Source organism: Vibrio sp. Vb1127, assembly GCF_033338735.1.
GTDB classification, from domain to species: Bacteria; Pseudomonadota; Gammaproteobacteria; order Enterobacterales; family Vibrionaceae; genus Vibrio; species Vibrio alginolyticus.
In genome coordinates, this window is sequence record NZ_JAWOTF010000003.1 from 278,391 (window position 1) to 304,020 (window position 25,630).

General features: G+C 44.6%; 25 protein-coding genes. 17 read left to right on the top strand and 8 right to left on the bottom strand.

Translation table 11 applies throughout. The features are described 5' to 3' along the window. Positions 1 to 21: 21 nt before the first annotated feature. A complete protein-coding gene (locus tag R7H07_RS07350) occupies positions 22 to 819 on the bottom strand; it encodes an outer membrane protein OmpK (protein WP_005385292.1) in 798 nt (265 codons plus the stop codon). 323 nt (positions 820 to 1,142) lie between these two features. Here R7H07_RS07350 and R7H07_RS07355 point away from each other — a divergent pair, with 323 nt between their 5' ends. From R7H07_RS07355 to R7H07_RS07370, 4 genes are read left to right on the top strand one after another with little or no spacing between them, the layout of a single operon-like run. After that, complete coding sequence (locus R7H07_RS07355; protein ID WP_005380253.1) at positions 1,143 to 1,739, top strand: LON peptidase substrate-binding domain-containing protein; 597 nt, start codon at positions 1,143 to 1,145, stop codon at positions 1,737 to 1,739. Then, the gene (locus tag R7H07_RS07360; RefSeq protein ID WP_005380254.1) at positions 1,736 to 3,094 is read left to right on the top strand and encodes a DUF4397 domain-containing protein; all 1,359 of its coding nucleotides are present in this window, start codon (positions 1,736 to 1,738) and stop codon (positions 3,092 to 3,094) included. Before R7H07_RS07355 ends, R7H07_RS07360 begins: the two co-directional genes overlap by 4 nt. A gap of 44 nt (positions 3,095 to 3,138) precedes the next feature. Further along, positions 3,139 to 3,723 carry an RNA polymerase sigma factor gene (locus R7H07_RS07365; protein ID WP_005380255.1) on the top strand — a complete coding sequence of 195 codons (585 nt, stop codon included), beginning with the start codon at positions 3,139 to 3,141 and terminating at the stop codon, positions 3,721 to 3,723. Next, complete coding sequence (locus tag R7H07_RS07370) at positions 3,720 to 4,379, top strand: ChrR family anti-sigma-E factor (RefSeq protein ID WP_065274773.1); 660 nt, start codon at positions 3,720 to 3,722, stop codon at positions 4,377 to 4,379. The genes R7H07_RS07365 and R7H07_RS07370 overlap by 4 nt, the downstream gene beginning before the upstream one ends. A 63-nt stretch (positions 4,380 to 4,442) precedes the next feature. Here the strand turns inward: R7H07_RS07370 and R7H07_RS07375 are convergent, their stop codons facing one another. The 4 genes from R7H07_RS07375 to R7H07_RS07390 form a co-directional block, all read right to left on the bottom strand. Further along, the gene (locus R7H07_RS07375; protein ID WP_005380257.1) at positions 4,443 to 5,795 is read right to left on the bottom strand and encodes an AmpG family muropeptide MFS transporter; all 1,353 of its coding nucleotides are present in this window, start codon (positions 5,793 to 5,795) and stop codon (positions 4,443 to 4,445) included. Between the two features lie 71 nt (positions 5,796 to 5,866). Beyond that, positions 5,867 to 6,412, bottom strand: coding sequence for a peptidylprolyl isomerase (locus R7H07_RS07380; protein ID WP_203346006.1), 546 nt, complete (start codon positions 6,410 to 6,412; stop codon positions 5,867 to 5,869). After that, positions 6,412 to 6,981 (bottom strand): YajG family lipoprotein, encoded by a 570-nt coding sequence (locus R7H07_RS07385; RefSeq protein WP_005380259.1) that lies wholly within the window; start codon positions 6,979 to 6,981, stop codon positions 6,412 to 6,414. Before R7H07_RS07385 ends, R7H07_RS07380 begins: the two co-directional genes overlap by 1 nt. Positions 6,982 to 7,013: 32 nt before the next feature. Next, positions 7,014 to 8,168 carry a methyltransferase gene (locus R7H07_RS07390; RefSeq protein WP_206959588.1) on the bottom strand — a complete coding sequence of 385 codons (1,155 nt, stop codon included), beginning with the start codon at positions 8,166 to 8,168 and terminating at the stop codon, positions 7,014 to 7,016. 243 nt (positions 8,169 to 8,411) lie between these two features. Here R7H07_RS07390 and bolA point away from each other — a divergent pair, with 243 nt between their 5' ends. The 9 genes from bolA (at position 8,412) to nqrM (ending at position 16,455) form a co-directional block, all read left to right on the top strand. Further along, complete coding sequence (gene bolA, locus R7H07_RS07395) at positions 8,412 to 8,720, top strand: transcriptional regulator BolA (RefSeq protein ID WP_206959586.1); 309 nt, start codon at positions 8,412 to 8,414, stop codon at positions 8,718 to 8,720. 473 nt (positions 8,721 to 9,193) lie between these two features. Next, a complete protein-coding gene (locus R7H07_RS07400; protein ID WP_005380264.1) occupies positions 9,194 to 10,534 on the top strand; it encodes a Na(+)-translocating NADH-quinone reductase subunit A in 1,341 nt (446 codons plus the stop codon). 5 nt (positions 10,535 to 10,539) lie between these two features. Continuing rightward, complete coding sequence (locus R7H07_RS07405) at positions 10,540 to 11,784, top strand: NADH:ubiquinone reductase (Na(+)-transporting) subunit B (protein WP_005380265.1); 1,245 nt, start codon at positions 10,540 to 10,542, stop codon at positions 11,782 to 11,784. Continuing rightward, positions 11,774 to 12,544, top strand: a complete 771-nt coding sequence (locus tag R7H07_RS07410) for a Na(+)-translocating NADH-quinone reductase subunit C (protein ID WP_065274769.1) — start codon at positions 11,774 to 11,776, stop codon at positions 12,542 to 12,544. The genes R7H07_RS07405 and R7H07_RS07410 overlap by 11 nt, the downstream gene beginning before the upstream one ends. Next, a complete protein-coding gene (locus R7H07_RS07415; protein WP_005380269.1) occupies positions 12,544 to 13,176 on the top strand; it encodes an NADH:ubiquinone reductase (Na(+)-transporting) subunit D in 633 nt (210 codons plus the stop codon). The genes R7H07_RS07410 and R7H07_RS07415 overlap by 1 nt, the downstream gene beginning before the upstream one ends. 7 nt (positions 13,177 to 13,183) lie before the next feature. Beyond that, positions 13,184 to 13,780, top strand: a complete 597-nt coding sequence (gene nqrE, locus R7H07_RS07420; protein ID WP_005380270.1) for an NADH:ubiquinone reductase (Na(+)-transporting) subunit E — start codon at positions 13,184 to 13,186, stop codon at positions 13,778 to 13,780. A 33-nt stretch (positions 13,781 to 13,813) separates the two neighbouring features. Then, the gene (gene nqrF / locus R7H07_RS07425; RefSeq protein ID WP_005380271.1) at positions 13,814 to 15,037 is read left to right on the top strand and encodes an NADH:ubiquinone reductase (Na(+)-transporting) subunit F; all 1,224 of its coding nucleotides are present in this window, start codon (positions 13,814 to 13,816) and stop codon (positions 15,035 to 15,037) included. A 157-nt stretch (positions 15,038 to 15,194) separates the two neighbouring features. Then, on the top strand, positions 15,195 to 16,199 hold the full coding sequence (locus R7H07_RS07430) for an FAD:protein FMN transferase (protein WP_005391755.1): 1,005 nt from the start codon (positions 15,195 to 15,197) through the stop codon (positions 16,197 to 16,199). 22 nt (positions 16,200 to 16,221) lie between these two features. Then, positions 16,222 to 16,455 (top strand): (Na+)-NQR maturation NqrM, encoded by a 234-nt coding sequence (gene nqrM / locus R7H07_RS07435; RefSeq protein ID WP_005380273.1) that lies wholly within the window; start codon positions 16,222 to 16,224, stop codon positions 16,453 to 16,455. Positions 16,456 to 16,613: 158 nt separating this feature from the next. Here the strand turns inward: nqrM and R7H07_RS07440 are convergent, their stop codons facing one another. Next, positions 16,614 to 17,831, bottom strand: a complete 1,218-nt coding sequence (locus R7H07_RS07440; protein WP_005380276.1) for a response regulator — start codon at positions 17,829 to 17,831, stop codon at positions 16,614 to 16,616. Between the two features lie 187 nt (positions 17,832 to 18,018). Here R7H07_RS07440 and R7H07_RS07445 point away from each other — a divergent pair, with 187 nt between their 5' ends. Together R7H07_RS07445 and dinB are read left to right on the top strand one after the other, a co-directional pair. After that, the gene (locus R7H07_RS07445) at positions 18,019 to 18,252 is read left to right on the top strand and encodes a DUF2789 domain-containing protein (RefSeq protein ID WP_005380277.1); all 234 of its coding nucleotides are present in this window, start codon (positions 18,019 to 18,021) and stop codon (positions 18,250 to 18,252) included. Positions 18,253 to 18,328: 76 nt separating this feature from the next. Then, positions 18,329 to 19,393, top strand: a complete 1,065-nt coding sequence (dinB, locus tag R7H07_RS07450; protein ID WP_054576341.1) for a DNA polymerase IV — start codon at positions 18,329 to 18,331, stop codon at positions 19,391 to 19,393. Here the strand turns inward: dinB and R7H07_RS07455 are convergent. Then, positions 19,390 to 21,315: an ATP-dependent DNA helicase RecQ gene (locus R7H07_RS07455; RefSeq protein WP_054576291.1), complete on the bottom strand. Its 1,926-nt coding sequence runs from the start codon at positions 21,313 to 21,315 to the stop codon at positions 19,390 to 19,392. The genes dinB and R7H07_RS07455 overlap by 4 nt on opposite strands. A 76-nt stretch (positions 21,316 to 21,391) precedes the next feature. On the opposite strand from R7H07_RS07455, the gene R7H07_RS07460 reads away from it, so the two are divergent. After that, on the top strand, positions 21,392 to 21,871 hold the full coding sequence (locus tag R7H07_RS07460) for a GreA/GreB family elongation factor (RefSeq protein WP_005380280.1): 480 nt from the start codon (positions 21,392 to 21,394) through the stop codon (positions 21,869 to 21,871). Positions 21,872 to 21,932: 61 nt separating this feature from the next. Next, entirely contained in the window at positions 21,933 to 22,676 is a 744-nt protein-coding gene (locus R7H07_RS07465; protein WP_005380283.1) for a YggN family protein, read from the top strand. Between the two features lie 90 nt (positions 22,677 to 22,766). On the opposite strand, the gene R7H07_RS07470 is transcribed toward R7H07_RS07465, so the two are convergent. Further along, positions 22,767 to 25,313, bottom strand: coding sequence for an Ig-like domain-containing protein (locus tag R7H07_RS07470; RefSeq protein ID WP_206959585.1), 2,547 nt, complete (start codon positions 25,311 to 25,313; stop codon positions 22,767 to 22,769). Positions 25,314 to 25,630: the final 317 nt, after the last annotated feature.

Genomic DNA, 25,630 nt, shown 5'->3' on the forward strand with positions numbered 1-25,630 from the left:
TGAGCAAACTTAGTGGTTCAATTAGAACTTGTAAGTTACAGCAAGGTAGTGGCCAAAGCCAGTTGACTTGAACCCATCAGTATCTTTGATACCGTACACGTCTTTGTAACCTTTTAGACCGTAACCCACTGCGAAGCGGTCTGAGTGCCAGTAGATACCGTTGAACATTGCACCACCGTTTGACGCGGTTGAACCAAACTTGTTACCAGCATCATCATCCATACCGAATTGGTAATCGATGTAGCCTTGGTAAGAAATGAATGAACCGTTCTCGAAGAAGTAGAATGGTTTGAACCAGTTAGTCGAGATTTGGAAACCGTTCCAATCCTTTTTGTTGCCGTCGTAAGTGCCGTATAGGTTAACACCAACTTTACCAAACCAAGGAACCATTACGTCAGAACCTAGACCGATTTTTTGAGAGTTAACACCAGAGTTACCACCCCACTCGATTAGAGTTGCAACGTATAGCTCTTGAACTGGACCGAAAGATAGGTCTTTACCAGTTACCGCATCTAGAGACATACGTGGAGCGAATTTCATAAAGATCTTCTCTGCGCCAGCTTTGTCGCTACCTGGATCAGAAGTTAGGTTGAATACATCAACGTAGCCGTAAAGGTCGAAGATACCAGAGCGGCCGCCGAATTCCATTTCTAGGTAGTCGTGTGAAGACTCACCTGGAAGTTCGTCAAATGCACCCATTAGGTTAAATTGCATCCACTTGTAATCGTTTTTGTGAATATCGCCGTCAGAGTAATCTGCCGCCATAACTGGAGCTGAAGTAGCCGCTAGAAGGCTAAGAGCTAAAAGTGATTTACGCATAAGGGGACTCTCTATGTTTGTAATGATTCAGAACACGCAATCTGTGCTGCGCTTTCCAATTGGCGGGAATAATAGCGATAAAAATCCCAAATGAAAGTGATAAAGGGTGCAAAATGAAACGTTTTTGGTGAGTTGCATCACGAAATTATCTTTATTTACGGAACTTTTTGTTTGTTGCATTTTATTGCAATAAATGTGTGATTTGGATCGTTTGCGTGAGCGATTTTATGACTTTTTAAGCCAGTCGATTAACCAACATAAATCGTTAGTGATCGGAGTGATAAGGGATTCGTATGTATCCGTGAATCAAAGAGGACGTTTGAATGAAAGAAGTCATGTTATTCCCACTCACTTCAGTTGTACTCCCTGAAGGTAAAATGAATCTGCGCATTTTTGAGCCACGATATAAGCGAATGGTAAAGGAATGCAGCCTACAAAATGTGGGTTTTGGAGTTTGCCTAGTAGGAAGTGAAGGTGACCCTAAAGACGTGGGTAACGTTTCATCTATCGGAACTTTGGTCAGGATTGTTGATTTTGAAACACTCAGTGATGGTCTTCTTGGTATTACAGTCGCTGGTGAGAAACGCTTTGTTGTCAAACGAGTTCGTGCAGATGCGGACGGCTTACGCCATGCAGAGGTCGAATGGTTAGACAATTGGCAACATCCAGACAACTCACCAGATTTCTTCTATTTAAGCCAGCAGTTATCCCATGTTTATGAAGAGTTTCCTCAACTTGGAAACCTCTACCAGCATCGTTTTTACGATGACTCAGCTTGGGTGACCCAGCGCTGGCTTGAATTACTTCCTTTAGACTGCAATCTGTTCGAACAGCTCGTTGGCGCAGAGAACTGCATTCCTGCGTTGCAATTTCTGACAGAAGCCATAGAAGCCCCGACTAACAAAGAGGCAAGGATATGAAAGGATTTGGCAGAGCTGCGCTAACTATGGTGGCGGCATTAGGACTGGCGGCGTGTGGCTCCGACAGTGACACTATCGAGTATTCCAATTTACAAGCAGTGCACGCGTCTTCTGATGCGCCGCTTGCAAATGTGTGGATCAACGATAAACCATCATTAACGAATGTTGATTATGGTGTGGGATCTGGCTACGTTAAATTGCGAGAGGGGATGAATTCGATTCAGGTCGATGTTCAGCTCCCAGGTAATGAAACCGCGACCGTAATACCTAAAACAGAACTAGATCTTGATTCCGACCTCAATTATAACGTGTTCGTTGTTGGCGATGCCGATGGTTCGCCAAACCCAGTTGAGCCTTTAGTTGTGACTCGCAGCGCCGATTCAATGGCTGATGCCAATAGTCTAGATGTTCAAGTTGTTCATGCAGCTTCAGGCGTTCCTGCTGTTGATCTTTATGTCACTGAGCCAGGTGTTGCTCTTGCTAGCGCGACTCCAATAACTAACCTTGCTTACAAAGCTTCTACCGACGTATTGAACATCCCAGCTGGTGAGTATCAAGTTCGACTTGCCGTAGGAGACAGCGTTGCTTTTGACTCCGGCACAGTACCTCTTGCGGCTAATTCCAACTTGACGATTGCCGCTATCGGCACAGGAGATTCGAATAGCACGTCACCTGTCAAACTCTTGGTGTTGGACGGTTCGGGCTCTTCTATAATTGAAGATATGGGCAGCCAAGCTGAAGTAAGAGTCGGACACCTTGTCGATGGAGCGCCAGTCGTCGATGTTAACGTTAACGGGGCGGCCTTCGCTCCTCTTGCCGACTTAGCGTTCAAAGAGATTCGTGGTTATTTGGATCTTGCTGCTGGCGCTTACGATATTGACGTTTACGTGGATGGCACAACAACCAATCCGATCATAGATGTTGACGGGTTAATGGTTGCAGGTGGAATGGATTACAGTGTTTATGCAGTCGGTGTTGTTAGCCCAGCGATTGATATCGAAGCTCTGGTTGTTGAAGATATGAGACGCGCTGTGGCGACTAGCGCGACATTGAATGTGACACACGCTGCGGCTAATCCTATAGCGGAAATGGTGGATATTTACCTCACTACGAGTGCAGGAATAGATGGAAGTGATCCAACTATTGCTAATTTTGCGTATAAAAATAGCGTACAAGGATTATATGTCGCTGAAGGTACATATTATGTAACGGTAACAGTGGCTGGTAACCCAAGTATTGTTGCGGTTGACTCAGCACCAGTCAATGTAATGAACGGTGTTGTGTACCAAGTCGTTGCCATTGATGATGGGAACAACGGTGGTTTCAACTTGTTGGTCGATGACGTGACCGATTAGGACGAATGGGAGGAGGAGACTCCTCCCACAAATTAAGGCCGATTATGATGAGTGATAGCCCGAAAAAACTGGGGCGCAGTGATTGGAACGATTACATGGATAAAGTGAAGGCTCGAGACAAAGATGCGTTCGCTTTTGTATTCCGTTTTTACGCACCCAAGCTGAAGCAATTCGCTTACAAACATGTTGGTAATGAGCAAGTTGCTATGGAGATGGTGCAAGAGACCATGGCGACAGTTTGGCAGAAAGCGCACCTCTATGATGGTGAAAAGAGCGCGTTATCGACTTGGATATATACCATAATCCGAAACCTTTGTTTTGATTTGCTGAGAAAACAGAAAGGTAAGGAATTACACATTCATTCTGATGACATTTGGCCGTCAGAGTATTATCCACCTGATCTTGTTGATCACTATTCACCAGAACAAGATATGTTGAAAGAACAGGTGGTTAAGTTTTTAGATATATTACCGAAAAACCAGAGAGATGTTTTACAAGCGGTATATCTTGAAGAGCTACCTCATCAACAGGTCGCGGAATTATTTGATATACCCCTCGGTACTGTAAAATCCAGGCTGAGGCTTGCAGTAGAAAAGCTAAGGCATTCAATGCATACGGAGCAACTATGAACAAACACCCAGATAACAGCTTGTTAGAAGCATACGCTTCGGGAAGCATTGATGCGGTTTCTGGTCTTGTGGTCGCAACCCATTTAGAAATATGCACCAAGTGCCGAGCTTATGTGAACCAAGTCGAAGCAAGTCAAGCGAACATCGTAAGTGACATACCTTCTGAGTATGTTTCTGAATTTGACGACATGTTTAATGACATCATCAATGCGGAGCCAGCGACTGATAATATCGTGATCCGCGACTCTGCTGCTGTTAATGTCGCAGGAAAAAGTTTCGCTCTTCCTAAAACTCTAGCGCGTTTCTCTGACCTCGTAGGGTCATGGAGAAGTTACGGAGGCAAGGTTTTTAGTGCTCAGATTGACCTAGGGGAAGACGCTCGTGTCAGCTTAATGTACATCGGGGAAGATGTGCAAATTCCTCAACATACGCACAAAGGCCTGGAGTCTACATTGATCCTACATGGTGGATTTAGTGACGAGGATGGCCAATATGAAGAGGGCGATTTGATGATTAGAGACGCATCAGTGAAGCACAGCCCTTACACTAAGGCCGGAGAAGACTGCTTGTGTTTAACCGTATTGACTGAGCCGATGATCTTTACTCAAGGCGTGGCACGTATATTTAATATGTTTGGTAAAGGGTTATACCCATAGACCTCTTATCTTATATCTCGCAAAACAAAAACCACCGAATTCGGTGGTTTTTTATATGTTTCGTTAATGCTTGTGACGTGCTTTTTCCAATAGAGCATCAAAGTAATGTCGTAGCGAGTACAACATAATCAAGCTTGGCACGACCATGACAGCGGTAAGCACGAAGAATGTGCTCCAATCATTGAGATAATCCACTAGCTCGCCACTGAAAGAAGCAAGAGTCGTCCGTCCGAAGTTTCCTAGAGAGGCAAGCAACGCATACTGAGTTGCCGAAAATGCTTGCCCGGTTAGAATCGTCAAAAATGAAACAAAAGCGACAGTTGAGAAAGCAGTCGTAAAGTTATCGACAATAATCGTGGCTAAGTACAAGTGCTCGTTTGGGCCTACCGAAGCAATCCAAGCAAACATCAAGTTACTGGCAGACATCGCAATACCGCCGATCATTAATCCACGTACAATACCAAACCTAACGTTGAACATGCTTCCGACAAAAGTAAAGAAGATGGTGGCTCCCCAACCGATCAGTTTGGAGTAATAGCCAATTTGTTCATTGCTAAAACCAATATCTTTATAGAACGCGATCGACATCCTGCCCAAAAACGCTTCGCCAATTTTAAATAGGAAAACGAACAGCAACAGAGTAATCGCGACACGGACGCCATTGCGATTAAAGAAATCAAGGAAAGGTTCTACAACAGTCACGGTAAACCAAGCTACGACTTTTGAACCAACCACTTCTTTGTGGCGTTGTTCTGCGGCAGACTGAAGTTGTTCGCGTTGAGTCTTCGGTTCACCGACTAAAATCGTAAAGACCATTAGAATGCCGACTATCACCGCCATCCCGTAGTACACACCATTCCAACCGACACTGTCAGCATTAACAAACGCTAAATAACCCGGTAGTGAATAACCTGTCCACCAGCCAATGACCGCCATTGCAGAAGCTTGAGGCAGTTTAGACTCTTCTGACTTTGGGAAAGTATCAATACGAAAAGCATCAATTGCGATGTCTTGTGTCGCTGAAGCCGTTGCAATGCACAAGGCGAGTAGTGACGCAAACACCAAGTTTTCCGCTGGATTAACGCCGGCAATAAATAGGGTAGCGACGAGTACGATACTTTGGCAAAAGAAAATCCAGCTACGTCTTTGCCCCAGCAGTCTAAAGAGGACTGGCAGCTTCACGCGGTCAACCAGAGGTGCCCACAGAAAGTTGATCGCATAGACCGCAAAAACGCTACCAAAATAGCCAATTGCGGAGAGGGTCAAGCCGGCATCTTTTAGCCAACCTGACATGTTTGAACCGATAAGAACCCACGGAAAGCCGCTAGAGCAGCCCAGCATGAAAACCCACATGAGTCGTTTATCGAGGTAACTTTTTACCGTTTCCAACCAAGTGATGGAAGGTAATGAAGACATAAATCAATCCAATAAAATGAAGCCGTTGAAAGAGAAAGCCCTTCGATTATTCAAAGGGCTTATCGTTTTGGCTATTTAAGTAGTGTAGCTTTGGTGATGACGATTTGCGTCTCTGGTACATCACGCATTCGGCCTACTGTCGTGGTCGGCTGCTGAGCCATTTTCTGGATAACGTCGAACCCCTCAGTAACCTCACCAAATACAGCATAACCTGGTGGTCGAGCGCCATAGTTGAGAAAGTCATTGTCGACTAAGTTGACGAAAAACTGACGAGTTGCAGAGTTTGGTGCATTAGTTCGTGCCATGGCGATGGTAGCACGGTCATTGTTTAGACCATTATTTCCTTCGTTTTTGATTGGCGCGTATGTTTTCACCATTTGCATATCTTGGTTAAAGCCACCACCTTGCGCCATAAAACCTGGAATAACGCGGTGAAAAATAGTGCCTTCATAGCTACCGTCTTCTACATATTTCAGGAAGTTCGCTACCGTAATCGGCGCTTTCTCTTCATTCAGTTCGACAGTAAATGAACCTAACGTTGTTTCAAACGCCACTTTTGGTCCGGCCCAAACGCTGCAGCTGAGTAGCGCGAGAGAAAGAATTGCCTTGCGTAACATTAGAAACGCTCCTGCATGTATTGACGAAGCTCAGGATCATTGGCAATTTCTTTAAGTGTTAATGTCACTACATCATTCAGTGTCTCTTCAATATCGGCATCAGAAGCACTCAATGTGCCAGATCGCTTTGCTGTACCTGTATAAGTTTTGACTAGCTTGCCCTCAGGTGTCTCTGCTGTGATTTCCAGCACAACTTTAGCATCCATCTCGTTTTCCATCACCGAATGCTTCACGTTGACCAACGCTTCTTGAACGCTCAATTCAATCGCGTTGTTGCTGTTTAGATCCGCATGGAAACCTTGAGATGAGAATTGCTTCTCTAATGCTTCTTCTAACGCAATACGTAAATTCTGTTTAGCATGAAGAGGAAGAATGTTCGAACGGCCGTTATCCACCAACGCCACGTACTGCGCTGCACGTACATCTTTGCTGGTCAAACTGTAAGTCTTGCCTTGAACAATTGGATTGGTGCTCAATGTGCTTTCTGGCATCAGGTTCAGCTGAGGTTGTTGAGGGGCTGAACACGCAGCAAGCAACGCAACCGAAGCCGCAAGTACCAATTTTCTCATTTTATTATTCCTTTTAACTATTTTGCTAAAGCTTATATTGCGCTTAATTTAGCAGGATTTTTTGTAGCCTGTAAAATCACAAACTTATTGTTGGAAGCGATAAGTTTCACATTTTTATCGCCAAACAGACGTTTGAGTTTTGCGTCGTACCCGAGGTGACGATTTCCGATAACCAGTAAACGGCCATTTTCACTTAATACTTGTTTAGCATCGCAGAACATTTGCCAAGCAATATGATCGGTGATTGCCTGTTGTTGATGAAACGGTGGATTACACATAACCATAGAGCTGCTGCTGTGTTTAAAACCCTCCAAGCAATTGTTCGCTATGCACTGTATGTCTCTATTTTCACCAAGGTTGTCGCGTAGGTTCTGTTTTGCTGATTCAAGCGCCATAAAACTTTCATCAACACATGTTAGCCGAGCATTTGGATTCAACTGACCAAATTTAACAGACAGAACACCATTGCCGCAGCCGAGGTCGATGACATTGTCTATCGAAGGGTCTTGAGGCAGGTGCTGCAGCATAAAGCGTGCACCTAAATCTAAACTTTCTCCTGAATAGACATTTGGCATGTTCTTGAGTTCGATATCTTCGCCATCAACGCGCCAAGTCGTGAAAGGCATTACTTCAATCGGAGGCTCAACTGTTGCTTGAGAAAACACCAATCTGTGCTTTTTCCAGGCCAAAGATGTTTTTGTTTCGCCTAAGTATTTTTCAAACAGTTTTAGCGTCGAAGTATGAATGTCTTTCGCTTTATTGACTGCAATGACGGGGCAGGAAGCCGGTAGCGCCTTTCTTAATTGGCTTAGTATCCACACTAGATGGCGGTTACTTTTGGGCAGTTGCAGCAAGACGAGATCAATATTGGCAGGAACGAGGTCCATCGTGGTGGCAAACGCTACTTTATTGCACTGGTTTTGCTCGAGATTTTGCTGTGCACCTTTATGTGAGATGAATGAATCACTCATTAGCGTTACATGGTGCTTTTCCGAAAACCAGCAGGAGAGGGCACCAAAGCTGTCATTAATCACGAGGATGTTTTGATTGTCTGGCAAAGCAAGCTCTTCAACATGATTAATAAGATACTCATCACCGGCATCCCACGCTTGTAGCGTTTCGTTACTACGTTTTGGGAAACGATGAAGTGTTAAGCTTCGCTCGTGAAGGTTCAGTTCGGTTTTCATAGCTAAATGTAAGTTGATTTAGAAATTAAGTGTTATTGTCGCAAATGATGACGTGTCGAGATACAAAAAGCTGTCAAATTTTACGAGTTCAGTTATGGCTGCTCTCTAGGCATGTTCATGGAGTCGAGCGCTTTGAGACAATATGTCTACAAAGTGCGTCAATAGTGAGAGTGATGTTTGAGTGATGCATGTCTGCTTTACTTAGGTATATACTTATGGAATTCGCATCAATGAGGAACGAATATGATCCAAGAAATCATAGAGAAGAAACTACACAGTGAGCTGCAACCCAGCTATCTCAAAGTCATTAATGAGAGCTACATGCATAATGTGCCACCAGGCTCAGAGAGTCATTTCAAAGTGATTGTTGTGAGTGATTCGTTCGCGGGACAGCGTTTGATTGGGCGCCATCGTCAAGTTCATCAAATTTTGGCAAATGAACTGGATAACCACATTCATGCATTAGCTATTCATACATACACTGATGAAGAGTGGAAGCGTGAACAAGATGGCGCCCCTGATAGCCCGATGTGTATGGGTGGCGGTCACTAAAAACGCAAGATATAAAGGTGCAGAGAAAGGTGGCTTAAGGCCATCTTTTTTCGTTTTACATTCTTTAGGGACGTTAACGTGGCACAAATTCTGGTTAAAAAATGTGTTAACAGTGTTTCAACAAATGAATGGAAATTGCAGAATATTTCAGGCGATGAATATCACTTTTCCATAAGATATGTATGGAATATGGCATTTGTGCGATGGGTCAAAGTTATGACTATTCTTTGACCTTTTAGACCTGATTCTACCGAAATAACCCCTCTATTCTAATGATTGATCATGGCATCAAGTTCCTAAAAAATGCTAGACTACGGCACCTGATAAATCTCGCGTATTCCTTGTGACGAGATTTTTAATAGGATGTTGCGATTTTGATGTTTAAAACAACATCAAAACCGGACACTGATGTCGTGTCTAAAAGTTACGCAATCAAAAGAATCTTTTTCCCGATAAAAGTAGTGCAAGTGCGTATGATTACAATAAAGAAGGGCTTGGATCTTCCTATCGCAGGAACTCCATCCCAGGTGATTAATGATGGTAAGACCATCAAAAAAGTCGCCTTGCTTGGCGAAGAGTACGTTGGCATGCGACCTACCATGCATGTCCGCGTTGGTGATGAAGTGAAAAAAGCGCAAGTTCTTTTTGAAGATAAAAAGAACCCAGGCGTGAAATTTACTGCACCAGCAGCCGGTAAAGTGATCGAAGTTAACCGTGGCGCTAAACGTGTCCTTCAATCTGTAGTGATTGAAGTGGCAGGTGAAGAGCAGGTGACATTTGATAAGTTCGAAGCCGCTCAACTTTCAGGTCTAGATCGTGAAGTGATCAAGACTCAGTTGGTTGACTCTGGCTTATGGACCGCTTTACGTACTCGTCCGTTTAGCAAGGTTCCTGCAATCGAGTCTTCTACTAAGGCTATTTTCGTAACTGCAATGGATACTAATCCACTAGCAGCTAAGCCTGAGTTGATCATTAATGAGCAACAAGAAGCATTCATTGCTGGTCTAGACATTCTTTCAGCCCTGACAGAAGGCAAGGTTTACGTATGTAAATCTGGCACTAGCTTGCCACGCTCTTCACAGTCTAACGTAGAAGAACACGTCTTCGATGGCCCTCACCCAGCAGGTCTTGCTGGCACCCACATGCATTTCCTATACCCAGTAAATGCAGAGAATGTGGCATGGAGCATCAACTACCAAGACGTTATCGCGTTCGGTAAGCTGTTCCTAACTGGTGAGCTATGCACAGATCGTGTTGTATCTCTAGCTGGCCCAGTTGTGAATAACCCTCGTCTAGTTCGTACCGTAATGGGTGCAAGCTTAGATGACCTAACAGATAACGAGCTGATGCCTGGCGAAGTTCGTGTGATCTCTGGTTCAGTACTAACAGGTACACATGCAACTGGTCCACACGCATACCTTGGCCGTTACCATCAACAGGTTTCTGTATTACGTGAAGGCCGTGAAAAAGAACTATTTGGCTGGGCAATGCCTGGTAAGAATAAGTTCTCGGTAACTCGCTCTTTCCTTGGTCACGTATTCAAAGGTCAGTTGTTCAATATGACAACGACGACCAATGGTAGTGATCGTTCAATGGTTCCAATTGGCAACTACGAACGCGTAATGCCTCTAGATATGGAGCCTACTTTGCTGCTTCGTGACCTATGTGCCGGCGACACAGACAGTGCTCAAGCACTGGGTGCGCTTGAACTGGATGAAGAAGATCTAGCATTGTGTACCTTTGTATGTCCAGGTAAGTACGAGTACGGTACGTTACTTCGTGAATGCCTAGATACTATCGAGAAGGAAGGGTAATTTTCATGGCTCTTAAAAAGTTTCTTGAAGACATCGAGCATCATTTTGAGCCTGGTGGCAAACACGAAAAATGGTTTGCCCTGTACGAAGCTGTAGCAACAGTTTTTTACACGCCAGGTATCGTAACAAATAAAAGCTCGCACGTTCGTGATAGCGTTGACCTAAAACGTATCATGATCATGGTTTGGTTTGCGGTATTCCCAGCAATGTTCTGGGGTATGTACAACGCAGGTGGCCAAGCTATTGCAGCACTTAACCACATGTACGCTGGTGACCAACTAGCGACAGTTATCGCAGGTAACTGGCACTACTGGCTAACAGAAATGCTTGGCGGCACTATCGGTGCGGAAGCGGGTGTTGGCAGTAAGATGCTACTAGGTGCGACTTACTTCCTGCCAATCTACGCAACAGTATTTATTGTTGGTGGCTTCTGGGAAGTGTTGTTCTGTATGGTGCGTAAGCACGAAGTTAACGAAGGTTTCTTTGTAACTTCTATCTTATTCGCACTTATCGTTCCACCAACGCTACCTCTATGGCAAGCGGCGCTAGGTATCACATTTGGTGTTGTTGTAGCAAAAGAGATCTTCGGTGGTACAGGTCGTAACTTCCTTAACCCTGCACTTGCAGGTCGTGCATTTCTATTCTTCGCTTACCCAGCGCAAATTTCGGGTGACGTAGTATGGACTGCAGCTGACGGCTTCTCTGGTGCAACTGCTCTTAGCCAATGGGCTCAAGGTGGTAACGGTGCTCTAGTTAACACAGTAACTGGCGCTCCTATCACTTGGATGGACGCGTTCATCGGTAACATCCCTGGTTCAATTGGTGAAGTATCGACTCTAGCTCTAATGATCGGTGCAGCGATGATCGTTTACATGCGAATCGCTTCATGGCGCATCATTGCGGGTGTAATGATCGGTATGATCGCAGTATCGACTCTGTTTAACGTGATCGGTTCTGACACTAATCCAATGTTTAATATGCCATGGCACTGGCACCTAGTTCTAGGTGGTTTTGCATTCGGTATGTTCTTCATGGCAACTGACCCAGTATCAGCGTCATTTACTAGCAAAGGTAAATGGTGGTACGGCATCCTGATTGGTGCAATGTGTGTGATGATCCGTGTAGTTAACCCAGCGTACCCAGAAGGTATGATGCTGGCGATTCTATTCGCGAACCTATTCGCACCTCTGTTCGACCATGTAGTGATTGAGAAGAACATCAAGCGGAGACTAGCACGCTATGGCAAGTAATAACGACAGCATTAAAAAGACGCTGGGTGTTGTTATCGGGTTGAGCCTTGTTTGTTCAATCATCGTATCAACAGCAGCAGTAGGTCTGCGTGATAAGCAAAAAGCTAACGCTGTCCTAGATAAGCAATCAAAGATCGTTGAAGTTGCAGGCATTGACGCAAACGGTAAGAAAGTACCAGAGCTATTTGCTGAGTACATCGAACCTCGTCTAGTAGACCTTGAAACAGGTAACTTTACTGAGGGTAATGCATCTACCTACGATCAACGTGAAGCATCAAAAGATGCAGAACGTTCAATCGCATTGACACCAGAAGAAGACGTAGCTGATATCCGTCGTCGCGCGAATACAGCAGTGGTGTACCTTGTAAAAGATCAAGATGAAGTCCAAAAAGTTATCCTGCCTATGCACGGTAAAGGACTATGGTCGATGATGTATGCCTTTGTAGCCGTTGAAACTGATGGTAACACTGTGTCTGCTATTACTTACTACGAGCAAGGTGAAACTCCTGGACTTGGTGGTGAAGTAGAGAACCCTTCATGGCGCGATCAATTCATTGGCAAGAAATTGTACAATGATGATCACCAGCCAGCGATTAAGGTCGTGAAAGGCGGCGCACCGCAAGGTTCTGAGCACGGTGTTGATGGCCTATCAGGAGCGACGCTCACTAGTAATGGTGTTCAACACACATTTGACTTCTGGTTAGGTGATATGGGCTTTGGTCCTTTCCTAGCAAAAGTTCGTGACGGAGAACTTAACTAATGTCTAGTGCACAAAACGTTAAAAAGAGCATTCTAGCGCCAGTATTGGATAACAACCCAATCGCGCTACAAGTTCTTGGTGTATGTTCTGCTCTTGCAGTAACAACTAAACTAGAAACAGCTTTTGTAATGACACTAGCGGTAACATTTGTAACTGCGTTGTCTAACTTCTCTGTTTCATTGATCCGTAACCACATTCCTAACAGTGTGCGTATCATCGTTCAGATGGCAATCATCGCATCGTTAGTAATCGTGGTAGACCAAGTGCTAAAAGCTTACCTATACGATATCTCTAAACAGCTATCTGTATTCGTTGGTCTGATTATCACTAACTGTATCGTAATGGGTCGTGCTGAAGCATTCGCAATGAAGTCTGCGCCAGTACCATCTCTTATTGACGGTATTGGTAACGGTCTAGGTTACGGCTTCGTTCTTATCACTGTAGGTTTCTTCCGTGAGCTATTTGGCTCAGGCAAACTATTTGGTCTAGAAGTTCTACCTCTAGTGAGCAACGGTGGTTGGTACCAGCCTAACGGCCTAATGCTACTAGCACCATCAGCATTCTTCCTAATCGGCTTCCTTATCTGGGTAATCCGTATTCTGAAACCAGAACAAGTAGAAGCGAAGGAGTAAGGACGTCATGGAACATTACATTAGTCTGTTAGTTAAATCGATTTTCATCGAAAACATGGCTCTGTCTTTCTTCCTAGGTATGTGTACTTTCCTTGCCGTATCTAAGAAGGTTAAGACCTCTTTCGGCCTAGGTGTTGCAGTTGTGGTAGTTCTGACTATCGCTGTTCCTGTGAACAACCTGGTATACAACCTAGTTCTGAGAGAGAACGCGTTAGTTGAGGGCGTGGACCTTAGCTTCCTAAACTTCATCACCTTTATCGGTGTAATTGCAGCACTTGTACAGATTCTAGAGATGGTCCTAGACCGTTTCTTCCCACCTTTGTACAACGCGCTAGGCATCTTCCTACCGCTGATCACAGTAAACTGTGCAATCTTCGGTGGTGTATCTTTCATGGTACAACGTGACTACAACTTTGCTGAATCGATCGTTTACGGTTTCGGCTCTGGTGTGGGCTGGATGCTAGCAATCGTTGCTCTTGCAGGTATCCGTGAGAAGATGAAGTACTCTGACGTACCTCCAGGTCTACGTGGTCTTGGTATCACATTTATCACTGTAGGTCTTATGGCGTTAGGCTTTATGTCTTTCTCTGGTGTTCAACTGTAAGTCGGGTAAACCGCAACAATTAAGGAATAGTCAATGGACATTATTCTTGGTGTAGTGATGTTTACTCTGATCGTACTTGCACTAGTACTAGTGATTCTTTTCGCTAAGTCTAAGCTTGTACCAACAGGTGACATTACAATTTCTGTGAACGATGACCCTTCTCTGGCGATCGTTACACAACCAGGTGGTAAGCTACTGAGTGCTCTAGCAGGTGCTGGCGTATTCGTATCTTCTGCTTGTGGTGGCGGTGGCTCATGTGGTCAGTGTCGCGTAAAAGTTAAATCAGGTGGTGGCGACATCCTACCAACCGAGCTTGACCATATTACTAAAGGTGAAGCACGTGAAGGTGAGCGTCTAGCGTGTCAGGTTGCAATGAAAACTGACATGGATATCGAGCTTCCTGAAGAAATCTTCGGCGTTAAGAAGTGGGAATGTACTGTTATCTCTAACGATAACAAAGCGACATTCATCAAAGAGCTTAAGCTGCAAATTCCAGATGGCGAATCAGTACCTTTCCGTGCTGGTGGTTACATCCAGATTGAAGCTCCTGCTCACCACGTGAAATACGCAGACTACGATATTCCTGAGGAATACCGTGAAGACTGGGAGAAGTTCAACCTTTTCCGTTACGAGTCTAAAGTTAATGAAGAGACCATTCGTGCATACTCTATGGCTAACTACCCAGAAGAGCACGGTATCATCATGCTTAACGTTCGTATCGCAACTCCGCCGCCGAACAACCCAGACGTACCACCAGGCATCATGTCTTCGTACATCTGGTCTCTAAAAGAAGGCGACAAGTGTACTATTTCTGGTCCATTTGGTGAGTTCTTTGCGAAAGATACAGATGCAGAAATGGTATTCGTTGGTGGTGGTGCTGGTATGGCTCCAATGCGCTCACACATCTTCGACCAACTTAAGCGTCTGCACTCTAAGCGTAAGATGTCTTTCTGGTATGGCGCACGTTCTAAGCGTGAAATGTTCTACGTAGAAGATTTCGATATGCTACAAGCTGAGAATGACAACTTCGTATGGCACTGTGCACTGTCTGATCCACTTCCAGAAGATAACTGGGATGGTTACACTGGCTTTATTCACAACGTTCTTTACGAGAACTACCTACGTGATCACGAAGCGCCAGAAGACTGTGAATACTACATGTGTGGTCCACCTATGATGAACGCTGCTGTAATCGGCATGCTGAAAGATCTAGGTGTAGAGGATGAAAACATCCTACTAGATGACTTCGGTGGTTAATTCCTCCAAGTGATTGAATCTATGGCTAGCTCTCCAAGAGAGCTAGCCATTATTTTTTATAGACATAAAACTGATACTCAACAGTTGATATAGGTAATCGGATTGAAAGGATTGATCCTATTTCCCATATCAATTCAACAACATTGGGAGTTAACAAGTGAAAAAGTGGCTTGTTGCATTTGCTTCTCTATTGATTTTGGCTGGCTGTGAGCAGCCTGCAGATCAAATTCATTTAAGTGGCCCTACCATGGGGACTTCTTACAACATCAAGTATATCGAGCAAGATGGTATTCCAACGCCAAAAGCGATGCAGACAGAAATTGATCGCTTATTGGAAGAGGTTAATGACCAAATGTCGACCTATCGTGACGACTCAGAGTTAAGTCGTTTTAACCAGCATCAAACGAGCGAGCCATTTATAGTTTCGACACAAACAGCAACGGTAGTGAAAGAAGCAATTCGTCTTAACGGTCTTACTTTAGGTGCGTTGGATGTGACTGTCGGCCCTCTAGTTAACCTGTGGGGGTTTGGTCCAGAAGCTCGTCCAGATGTAGTTCCAACCGACGAAGAACTCGCTGCTCGTAAAGCAAATACCGGTATTCATCACCTATCTGTTGATGGTAATAAGCTGTCCAAAGATCTTCCTAACTTGTACGTCGACCTATCGACAATTGCGAAAGGTTGGGGGGTTGACGTGGTTGCTGACTACCTTCAATCTGAAGGGGTACAGAACTTTATGGTTGAAGTTGGCGGTGAAATGCGTCTCAAAGGTGTCAATCGTGAAGGTGTGCCTTGGCGTATCGCAATTGAAAAACCGACCGTTGATGAACGTTCAATTCAAGAAATTATTGAACCAGGCGACATGGCAATTGCAACAAGTGGTGACTATCGTAATTACTTTGAGAGTAATGGTGTGAGATACTCTCATATTATTAATCCACGAACAGGCAAACCAATTCATCATAAAGTGGTGTCTGTAACGGTATTAGATAAATCGTCGATGACTGCTGATGGTCTTGCAACTGGTCTTATGGTGCTAGGTGAAGACAAAGGCATGGCAATTGCGAACGAAAATAATATTCCTGTTTTCATGATTGTGAAAACGGAAGATGGTTTTAAAGAGTTGGCTTCGGAAGCATACAAGCCATTCATGAAGAAATAACAACAGAAGTGAGCATGTTTTTATGAATACATTTCTAATTACCTTTGCTGTGTTTGTCGCGGTAATCACTGCAATGGCTGTCGGATACATTTTCCAAAAGAAAGTCGTGAAAGGTAGCTGCGGTGGCTTAGGGGCAGTTGGTATCGAAAAAGTGTGTAATTGTCCAGAACCCTGCGATGCGCGTAAAAAACGTGAAGCGCGCGAGGCTGCGCGTGCTGAGAAATTGGCGGCGTGGGAAAAAGATAGAATTGCTTAGTATTGGTTAATCGTACTAAGAAAGTGATAAAGCTCAGCGTTCTGCTGAGCTTTATTTTTAGGCAGCTAACCAAAGCTCAGATGTCCGAGAAAGAGCCCAATACCGTGTTTTGTTGTTTCTTTCTCTCATGTTACAGAGCAAGACCACACTGATAGTCATTAGGACGAAGAAATGATTTGGTTACGTCCGTTCTCTTTGGCCATGTAAAGTCGCTCATCCGCCACTTTTATTTGTTGTTCCAGCTCCCCCTCGATGTTGCTTACACCAATACTCGCGGTCACAAGAATGTTTTTGTCCAAATAAGTTATTGGCGTTTTTTCTATGCGCTGTCTCATTTGTTCTAAGCGTGTTAGAAAGCCGTCATAGTCGCCACTGGCTTGAATACAAAACTCCTCGCCACCAAGCCTAGCGACAATATCATTTGGAAAATAGATTTTTAGAATATTCGCTATCATGACTAACACTGCATCGCCGCCCTCATGTCCGTGTGTATCATTTACTTGCTTAAAGAAATCGATATCAAGCATCGCGATGTTTCTTTGAGCGTTTTCTACATGGGGTTGCTCAAACAGAAAGCGGCGGTTCCATAAGCCCGTTAGCGCATCTTGATTTGCCATTTTAAACAGTTCAGATGTTGCGTCTTTGATATCTAACAGTTGGTGAATACGGCAAAAAAATTCTTCTTGATTAAATGGCTTGTATAAAAAGTCATTGGCCCCTGCTTTTAGAAACCTAGCCGTCATGGTCTTAGAGTTACTACCCGACAAGCCGAGAATGGCTAATTGATTTTTATCCCACTTCCGACGTAATTCACGCACCATAGTAATGCCATCTTTAACGGGCATATCATGGTCGGTTAAAACGAGAGTGATATCTGGATTTTGCTCGACAAGCTCTAGGGCTTTTTGCCCATTGTCAGCTTCCAACGTCTGAATATATTGATGCTCCAAAAGTTGGGCAATGTGTCTTCTTACGGTGTGTGAATCATCAACGACTAAACATTTGTGTTGTTGATTGTTGGTTAGTCGCTTGAGGAGTGGTAATAGATAGGAAACGGACGCCATGCTGTCTTTCAAAATATAGTCGAGGACACCTTTTGCAAGCATCTTTTCGCGAGTGTCTTCTTGAAATCGAGCCGTTAAAACAATGACACGATGACCATGTTCCAAAACGAGGTCAATAATCTCGCCATCTTGAGCATCCGGTAAACAATAGTCTAAAACCGCACAGAAGAGGTCCTGTGCTGAAGATAACAAGTTCTTTGCCTCCGCGTAGCTTTCCGCTGCGATGACCTCATAACCAGCTTGGCTTATTGTTTGGCAAAGAAAGTTTTTAAATGCACGACTATCTTCAACAACCAGAATCTTATTACTCAAGCGCAGTCCCCAAAATTAATTGTTTAAAATCAATGATAACTAAAATTAAACTTATCGCCATCAAAAAACACATGTCAACCAAAAGTAGAACAACTACTCAAATGTTTGACACGCATCCGTTAACATCACATCATTATTCCTGTCTTAGTTATATAATTATGTTTAGCTAACGTAGGGAGAAAGTAGTATGGAAATGCATCAACATGGTATGGCTGAGCTATTTCAACAACTGGGCCTCGGTAGCTCTCCTCAAGAAATGAAAGATTTTATTAATCAACATCGACACAAAAGAGATTCTGCGCCTTTACATGAAGCTAGCTTTTGGACGATGTCACAGGCGAACTTTCTAAAACAAGCCATCGAAGAAGATGCAGATTGGGCCGAATTAGTCGATCAATTGGACGTAATGCTTCGAGATTGACGTTCGCTTAAACACGCCCATTTCTCTTCAGGTAGATTTGATTTATACTGTTTTTTTGAACAGTGCTTTGATGGCTATGTCAGATCGAATTAGAAAAATTATTCATGTCGATATGGATTGTTTTTATGCTGCCGTAGAGATGAGAGATAACCCCAGTTACCGTGGCATTGCACTCGCTGTTGGCGGACATGAAAAGCAGCGTGGAGTGATTAGCACCTGTAATTATGATGCGCGTAAATATGGTGTTCGCAGTGCAATGTCAACGGCGCGCGCGCTGCAACTCTGTCCTCATTTGTTGGTTGTGCCCGGTAGAATGCATGTATATAAGCAAGTCTCTCAGCAGATTCGTGCTATTTTTGAGCGTTATACGCCTATCATTGAACCTCTCTCATTGGATGAAGCATACCTCGATGTCACGGACTCGACAGCTTGCCGTGGCTCCGCTACGTTGATCGCAGAGTCAATTCGCCGCGATATCTGGAGTGAACTTGGGTTGACGGCATCGGCGGGCATTGCTCCGATAAAGTTTCTTGCCAAGGTCGCGTCAGACATGAACAAGCCCAACGGTCAGTTTGTGATTCCGCCAGAGAAAGTCCAAGAGGTTATCGATAGTCTTCCGCTAGAGAACATTCCTGGTGTGGGGAAGGTGAGTCTTGAGAAGCTCCACCAAGCCGGTTTTTATCGATGTGAGGACATTAAAAACAGTGACTATAGAGAGTTGTTGAGGCAGTTTGGTCGTCAGGGTGCCTCCTTATGGCAGCGAAGCCATGGAATTGATAATCGAGAAGTCGTTGTTGAGCGCGAGAGAAAGTCCGTCGGTGTGGAAAGGACATTCAGCCAGAACATCGCAACCTATGATGAATGTTGGCAAGTGATTGAGGAGAAACTTTATCCTGAACTCGAGAAACGTTTAGAGCGTGCAAGCCCAGATAAGTCGATTATTAAACAAGGTATTAAAGTCAAATTTGCCGACTTTCAACTGACAACAATTGAGCACATCCATCCGCAATTAGAGCTTGAGGACTTCAAGACCTTGCTAAGAGATATTCTTAAACGCCAAAATGGACGGGAAATTCGCCTTTTAGGCTTGAACGTGATGCTCAAGCCCGAAGACCAAGCGCGTCAATTGAGCTTTTTTTAGGCCCTTACCGTTTCTACCTGCGTTAATACCTGCTCAAAACTTACATTTGCCATTGCACCATAACCTGCTAGCTTTGAGGCTTTTAGCTGGCTAATCAAAGGAGTGCTGATTCCGCACAAGAAGCGAGCAACGGCATCATTACTGATGGCCGATGGGGAAAGCTGAATAAACTCCCGCGCCCATATCGATACTTGAGATTGTTCAATATCTTCAGGTTCTGGTGCTGTGAATGTGGCGACGTGACCACGACACACGGAGCAGTGACCACATTGCTTTGGTGCATCGTGATCCGCAAAGTAGTTCGCCAATTGTGAGCTCAAACAGTGCTCGGACTGGAACAAGTGCAGCATGGTGTGGATTCTTTCGATATCTTTGCTTTCTTTGGATTGGAACAGTTCAGACAGTTGTTGGATTAAAACATCCGAGCTCTGTTTGGTTGGCATAACTGAGTACACGTCCGTCAGTTGTTTGCTCTCTAGTTCTATCCAGCCGTTCTGGTGAAAATAGTCGAGCGCTGCGACAACTCGGCTGCGTTCCGATTGATAGTTCATCCATAGCGCTTCTAGATCAACTTGGCACCACACTTTGGCTTTTTGTGAGCAGGAAAAAATAGCCTCCACAAATTGACGTCGCTCGCCTTGAAATTGATTCACAATAAATTGCTGATCGTGCAAAAACTTAAACCGATATTCCGCAAAGTAACTGTACTTTGCTTCAATGACGTTATGTAGCTCCAAATAAACCAACAAGGTTTTGAGTGGCAATTGGCGGATATTACTTTCACGCGACAAACGCAGTGGCACTACCTCCCATTGTGGAGCATGTTCTTTCGCTTGCTCGACTACATAGTTAATTGACGTAAATTCTGGTGTGTCACCATAGACAAAATTCTCCAACACCGTTAGGCCGGACGTATTGCCTAGCAGAATGCACTCCGAGCGTTGCCCGTCCCTGCCTGCACGTCCAATCTCTTGTGCGTAGTTCTCGATTGATTTGGGTAAGTCGAAGTGAATGACGCGTCGAATATCAGATTTATCGACCCCCATACCAAATGCAATCGTTGCAACAATACAGTCAATTTGGCCATCCATGAACTGCTGTTGGATTTGTTCACGAACGTCGCTTTTCATGCCAGCGTGGTATGCGTGAGCGTTAATGCCAATATTGATTAATGACTTTGCTACTCGTTCTGCTGTTTGCTGCTGCGTCACGTATACGATGGTCGGAAGCTTAGGTGAAGAGGCGATGATCTCACTGAGCTGTTCTTGTTTCTTTGTTTCCTCACACGGGATCACCGAGATATCCAGATTAGAGCGGTAGAAGCCTGTAACGGTAATATGTTCACTGGAAATATCGAACTTTTTTTGCATGTCTTCAATAACTGCAGGCGTTGCCGTTGCGGTGAGAAGTAAAGACTGTGGGATGTTCAGTTCACGTTGATATTGCGGTAGTTTGAGATAATCTGGACGAAAGTTATGCCCCCATTCGGAAATACAGTGCGCTTCATCAATGACCATCAAAGAAATCGGTACTTGGCGAATGAATTCACGAAAACGCTCATTTTTTAGTCGCTCAACAGAAATCATCAAGATTTTGATTTGTCCATTCTTCACGCCAGCCATGACCTGTTGTGCTTCTTCTCTACTTTGACTGCTATCGATAGAAGCGGCCGCGATTCCTTTACTTTGTAAAAAGCTCAGTTGATCCTTCATTAACGCCAACAACGGAGAGATCACCAACGTAAGGTTGGGTAATATGGTTGCAGGTAGTTGATAACAGAGTGACTTCCCCGAGCCTGTAGGAAAGATTGCCGCAGCAGAGTAACCATTCATAACGGCTTCAATAACGGGTTGCTGACCTTGGCGTAATGAGTCAAAACCAAATACAGATTGAAGTGTTTGATGCAGCGAGTCACTTTGCATAATAGGGAAACCTTTCTTTGATGGTAAACTTGGCTACATTAACACACCCCGAATACTAAACGCGCGTCCTAAAAGTATGAACAAAGCTGACTTAGTCCAAATTATCATCCAACATCTGGAAGAAAAACTTCAAGTTGCCCATTCATCGGCTCAGCGAGCTATCGATGCCGCCACAGATGAAGAAACTGTTCCCGAGCACAAGTACGATACATTGGCACTTGAAGCCGCGTATCTTGCTCATGGACAAGCCATGCGAATTCAAGATAGTGAAGAGGAGTTGCGTCAATATCGTTCTTTAGTGACTCGTAACTTTAAGAATGCGCCTGTTGGTGTTGGTGCTTACGTTGTTCTCGCAGATGAGAATTTGATCGAAAAGCACTTCTTTGTAGGCCCTTGCTCTGGTGGTTTGACTGTTCAATATCAGACTCTGGAAGTCTTTGTCTTAACAGCCAAATCTCCTCTGGGTCGAGCGTTGTTCGGGAAAGAAGAGGGTGATGAGGTTGACGTGAAAATAGGAGATAAAACAACTTGTTACGAAGTCGTGACGATTTGCTGACATCTCATGTATTACTCAGTGTTATGTTTAACACGAGTAATGTTAAATAAAAGAGAATGACATGAAAAAGCTTTTTACACTCTCATTGCTGATGGTCAGTGCTACTGGTTATGCAGCGCAGTGTCGTGTGGACATCAATAATGAAGTCCGTATGGATGGGCAAAGCTTGGAAATTCGCCAAACGACAGGTGATAAAGCTGTCGTGGATGAGGATAACAACCTCTTCATCAAAGGTGAGCTAATTGAACTCAATGCCGACCAAAAAGCGGCAATTGAAGACTATCGCGAAAAAATGAACGCGTATATTCCACAAGCAAAGCAATTGGCGAGTGATGGTTTAGCGCTTGCGAATGATATTATTGATGATGTTGCGGAAAGCCTCGATGCACCTGGTGCGTTTGATAATGTAAAAGTCGCAGTAAAGGACTTTTTCGCTGATGTTGAATCACGTTACTACAAAGATGGTGATTTCATCCTGCCTGCGGAGAGTTTTGAGTCTATGACACAAGGGTGGACTGAAGACTTTGCAAAAGCACAAGAGATCTTCAATAAAGAGTTTTTAGCCAGTTCGTTGGATGCTTTATCGAAAAAAATGAAGGAAGAGGGAGGGATAAACCTCACTGCATTATCAGAGAGTATGGCTGAACTCAGCGCGAAAGTAGAAGAGCGTTTAGCCGAGCATTCGAAAGAGGTAGAACAACAAGCAGAAGACTTGTGCGATTCGCTGGATGACATGGCAGGGCAAGAAAACGATCTGTTGAAGAAAATCCCTGAGCTAAAAGATTACCGAGTATTTACGATTTAATTACTCATTAAAAAGCAAAAACTCGATGAGATAAAGAAAGAGAGCACTATTGTGCTCTCTTTGCGTTTTACTCGCTTATTCTTTGATAGCTTATTGCGCATTCATCTCGGTGAGCTTATCGCCGACAGGTTTTGAGAAGTTAAAGCCATCATGCTGATCCCAGTTGATAGACCATGTCATTACTCCTGCATAATTCGGGTAATGGTACGCTGGTTTAACGGTGCCACATGAAGTGCCTTTGGTTAAACAATCTAGTGCGTTGATAATATTCTGTGTTGGAGCCTGCCCTGAATTTGCCGAGCTAGGACCTGAAGGTAAACCGATTGCGACTTGATCATCGCGCAATGGTGCAAATTGAGTGCCGTCGGCCAACTCAAAACCTTCGATAAGCATTTTAGATTGCGCTACCATCATATCCACAGAGCCTTCTGGTGCACTGCTTGGCAAGTATGGGTTTGGTAAACCACCGTTGTTATATAACTGGACGTGAAGCAAGTCGAGCGTGCTGCGTGTCTCGTTAATCACAGGGATGTACGCCCCCCAAATACCGCTGTAAGCCACATAACCACCTTGAACATAAGGGTGCTCAGGCGCCATGGTTAGGTACATATCGCCACCCATGTTTTGCTCTATTTGAAGCAAAGCACGACCAAGGCGAGCTTGAATTTGCGAGCCATGAACTAAGTTAGAACCACTCTCTAAATCCACATCTAGACCATCAAAGCCCCACTCAGCGATAAGACCTGTTAGGCTAGAGACAAAGTTGGCTTCATCTTGGTCGGTATTCAGCGTAATCGTGCCTTCTGCGCCGCCAAGAGAGAGAACAAACTTCTTACCTTTAGCTTGAAGCGCTGCCATGTCCTGCTTGAATTGTGTTGGATCGAGTGCTGGACAATCGCTGTAAATATCGCCTGAATATAGATTAAAGTGCACGGTGCCATCACTGTTGCGATCATTTTCAGCAAAGGCAATATCAATCACATCCCAAGCATCTGCCATATCCGCTAGACGAATTGGACAGCCCGCTCCATTTACAAAATTGTGCCAGTAACCGATGAGTTTATGGCGTTTATCTACTTGCTCAACCACCGTTATTGCTGCGGCGTCAGACAATGCATTGCTTCCTGACAAATCCACAGCTTGGGCGCTAACAGTAAAGTTACCAAGTGCAGTTGGTGTCCAGTTGGCTGTGTAAGGTGCCGTGGTATCGGTTGCAACAATAGAGCCGTTGATCATGAAATCAACGTGTTTAATGCCTGAAGTTAAAGACGTTACATCGGCGCTTAATGCGAGGCTTTTGCCTAATCCGGCGGTCTGACCGCTGCTTGGTGAAGTCAGAGAGACGACCAAATCTTTATCGCTGACTTCCACACCAACCAGGGACTCTGACGTGTTGTTATCATTATCGGTTGCGACGGCTTTAAGCTGGTTAGCGCCAATAAGTGTGGCGTTCCAAGTAACGGAATATGGCGCTTGAGTGGTGACCCCTAAGCTGGTGTTGTTCGCAAAAAACTCAACTTGCGTGACTGTGCCATCAGCATCGCTTGCGTTTGCCGTGATTTCGTTATTGCTGCCAGCGAGCACGACTTGTCCATCCGTTGGTGCCGTAATGGTAACTTGCGGTGGTGTCGAACAAGCACCTAGGCCACTCCAAGCATCTTGCCAGTATAGCCCTTCACCAGGCTCGTAAGCCCATGTCGCATCCGAGGAGCACCAACCAGAAACATCACAACGATATTTTTGGTTGAAGTGAGAAACCAGGTCGCCAGCTTGATAACTTGTGCCTGCCACATAAGGTACTGCATCTGCACATCCGCCTGTTCCGGTTTCTGCATTACTAATAACCAGCGCTACTTCTTGGCTCATCGTTGCGAGGTTTGTATCATCAGTCGCTTGTGCTTTGAACGAGTATGTACCTGGACTCGCGGTCCATTGATATTCGTAAGGTGCGCTAGTATCAATGGCGACAGATTGATTGTTTACGAAGAACTCAACTTGTGTGACCACACCATCAATATCGTCAGCTTGAGCGGCTACGGTTAGGTTATCGCCTACATTAAGCACTTCTGTGCCTACTGGGCTTGTCAATGAAATGCTTGGTGGCGGTAATTCGACTTGTGGTTGAACTTGGATAGAAATCGTCGTGGTGCTAACAGCTCCCTCATTATCTGTCGCAATTGCGGTCAATTGCGAGATCCCTTCAATAGCTGTCCAAGAAGCTTCGAATGGTGCTTGAGTTACCACAGCAACGGTTTGGTTGCCTGCAACAAACTCAATTTGTGTGATTTGGCCATCTTCGTCAGCTGCGTTGGCTAACAAAGTGATCGCACTGCCTTCGGGAATTTGTGCGTTGTTTATTGGAGAGGAGAACGACACCGTTGGTGATAAATTGTTGCTTCCACCATCACATTGCCCTAACGCTTTCCATGCTTCCCAAGATCCTGAGTTGGTCACGGGATCATTGCCTTGCGTCCAATATGCAGCCTCATAAGCGGCTCCTTGCGTTTTTACTAAAGCGCCCGATGTATAAGTCGCAGTGCTGTCCCAGTCGGGTAGACTTTGACAGTTATAGGCTTGAGCTTGGTAGCTGGCGCTGAGTGCTACAACCATCGCTCCGTGAAGTAGGGTGACCTTCATTTTCCTCTCCTTGAATCATGGGTATAAATGAGAACAGAGTAATAACTAGCTGATAAATAGACATTAGGGGGAAAAAGCGAAGCACAATATTCTGCTTTTCGACACAGTATCACGAGGAACAGTTCGTCCCTTACACCAGAGCTCATTATTTTTCGGCTCACTTCACGGCAGAAGGATTGGTAAAATTCAGCCACGTAAAACGAACAACAGTCGCGAGGCTTTTGAGCGATGAATATGAGATGTACGTTAAAATTTACAAGCTGAATGACTACAAATTGTTTCAACTGTCGAGGATTTAACCGAGGTGCTCTTGTTGA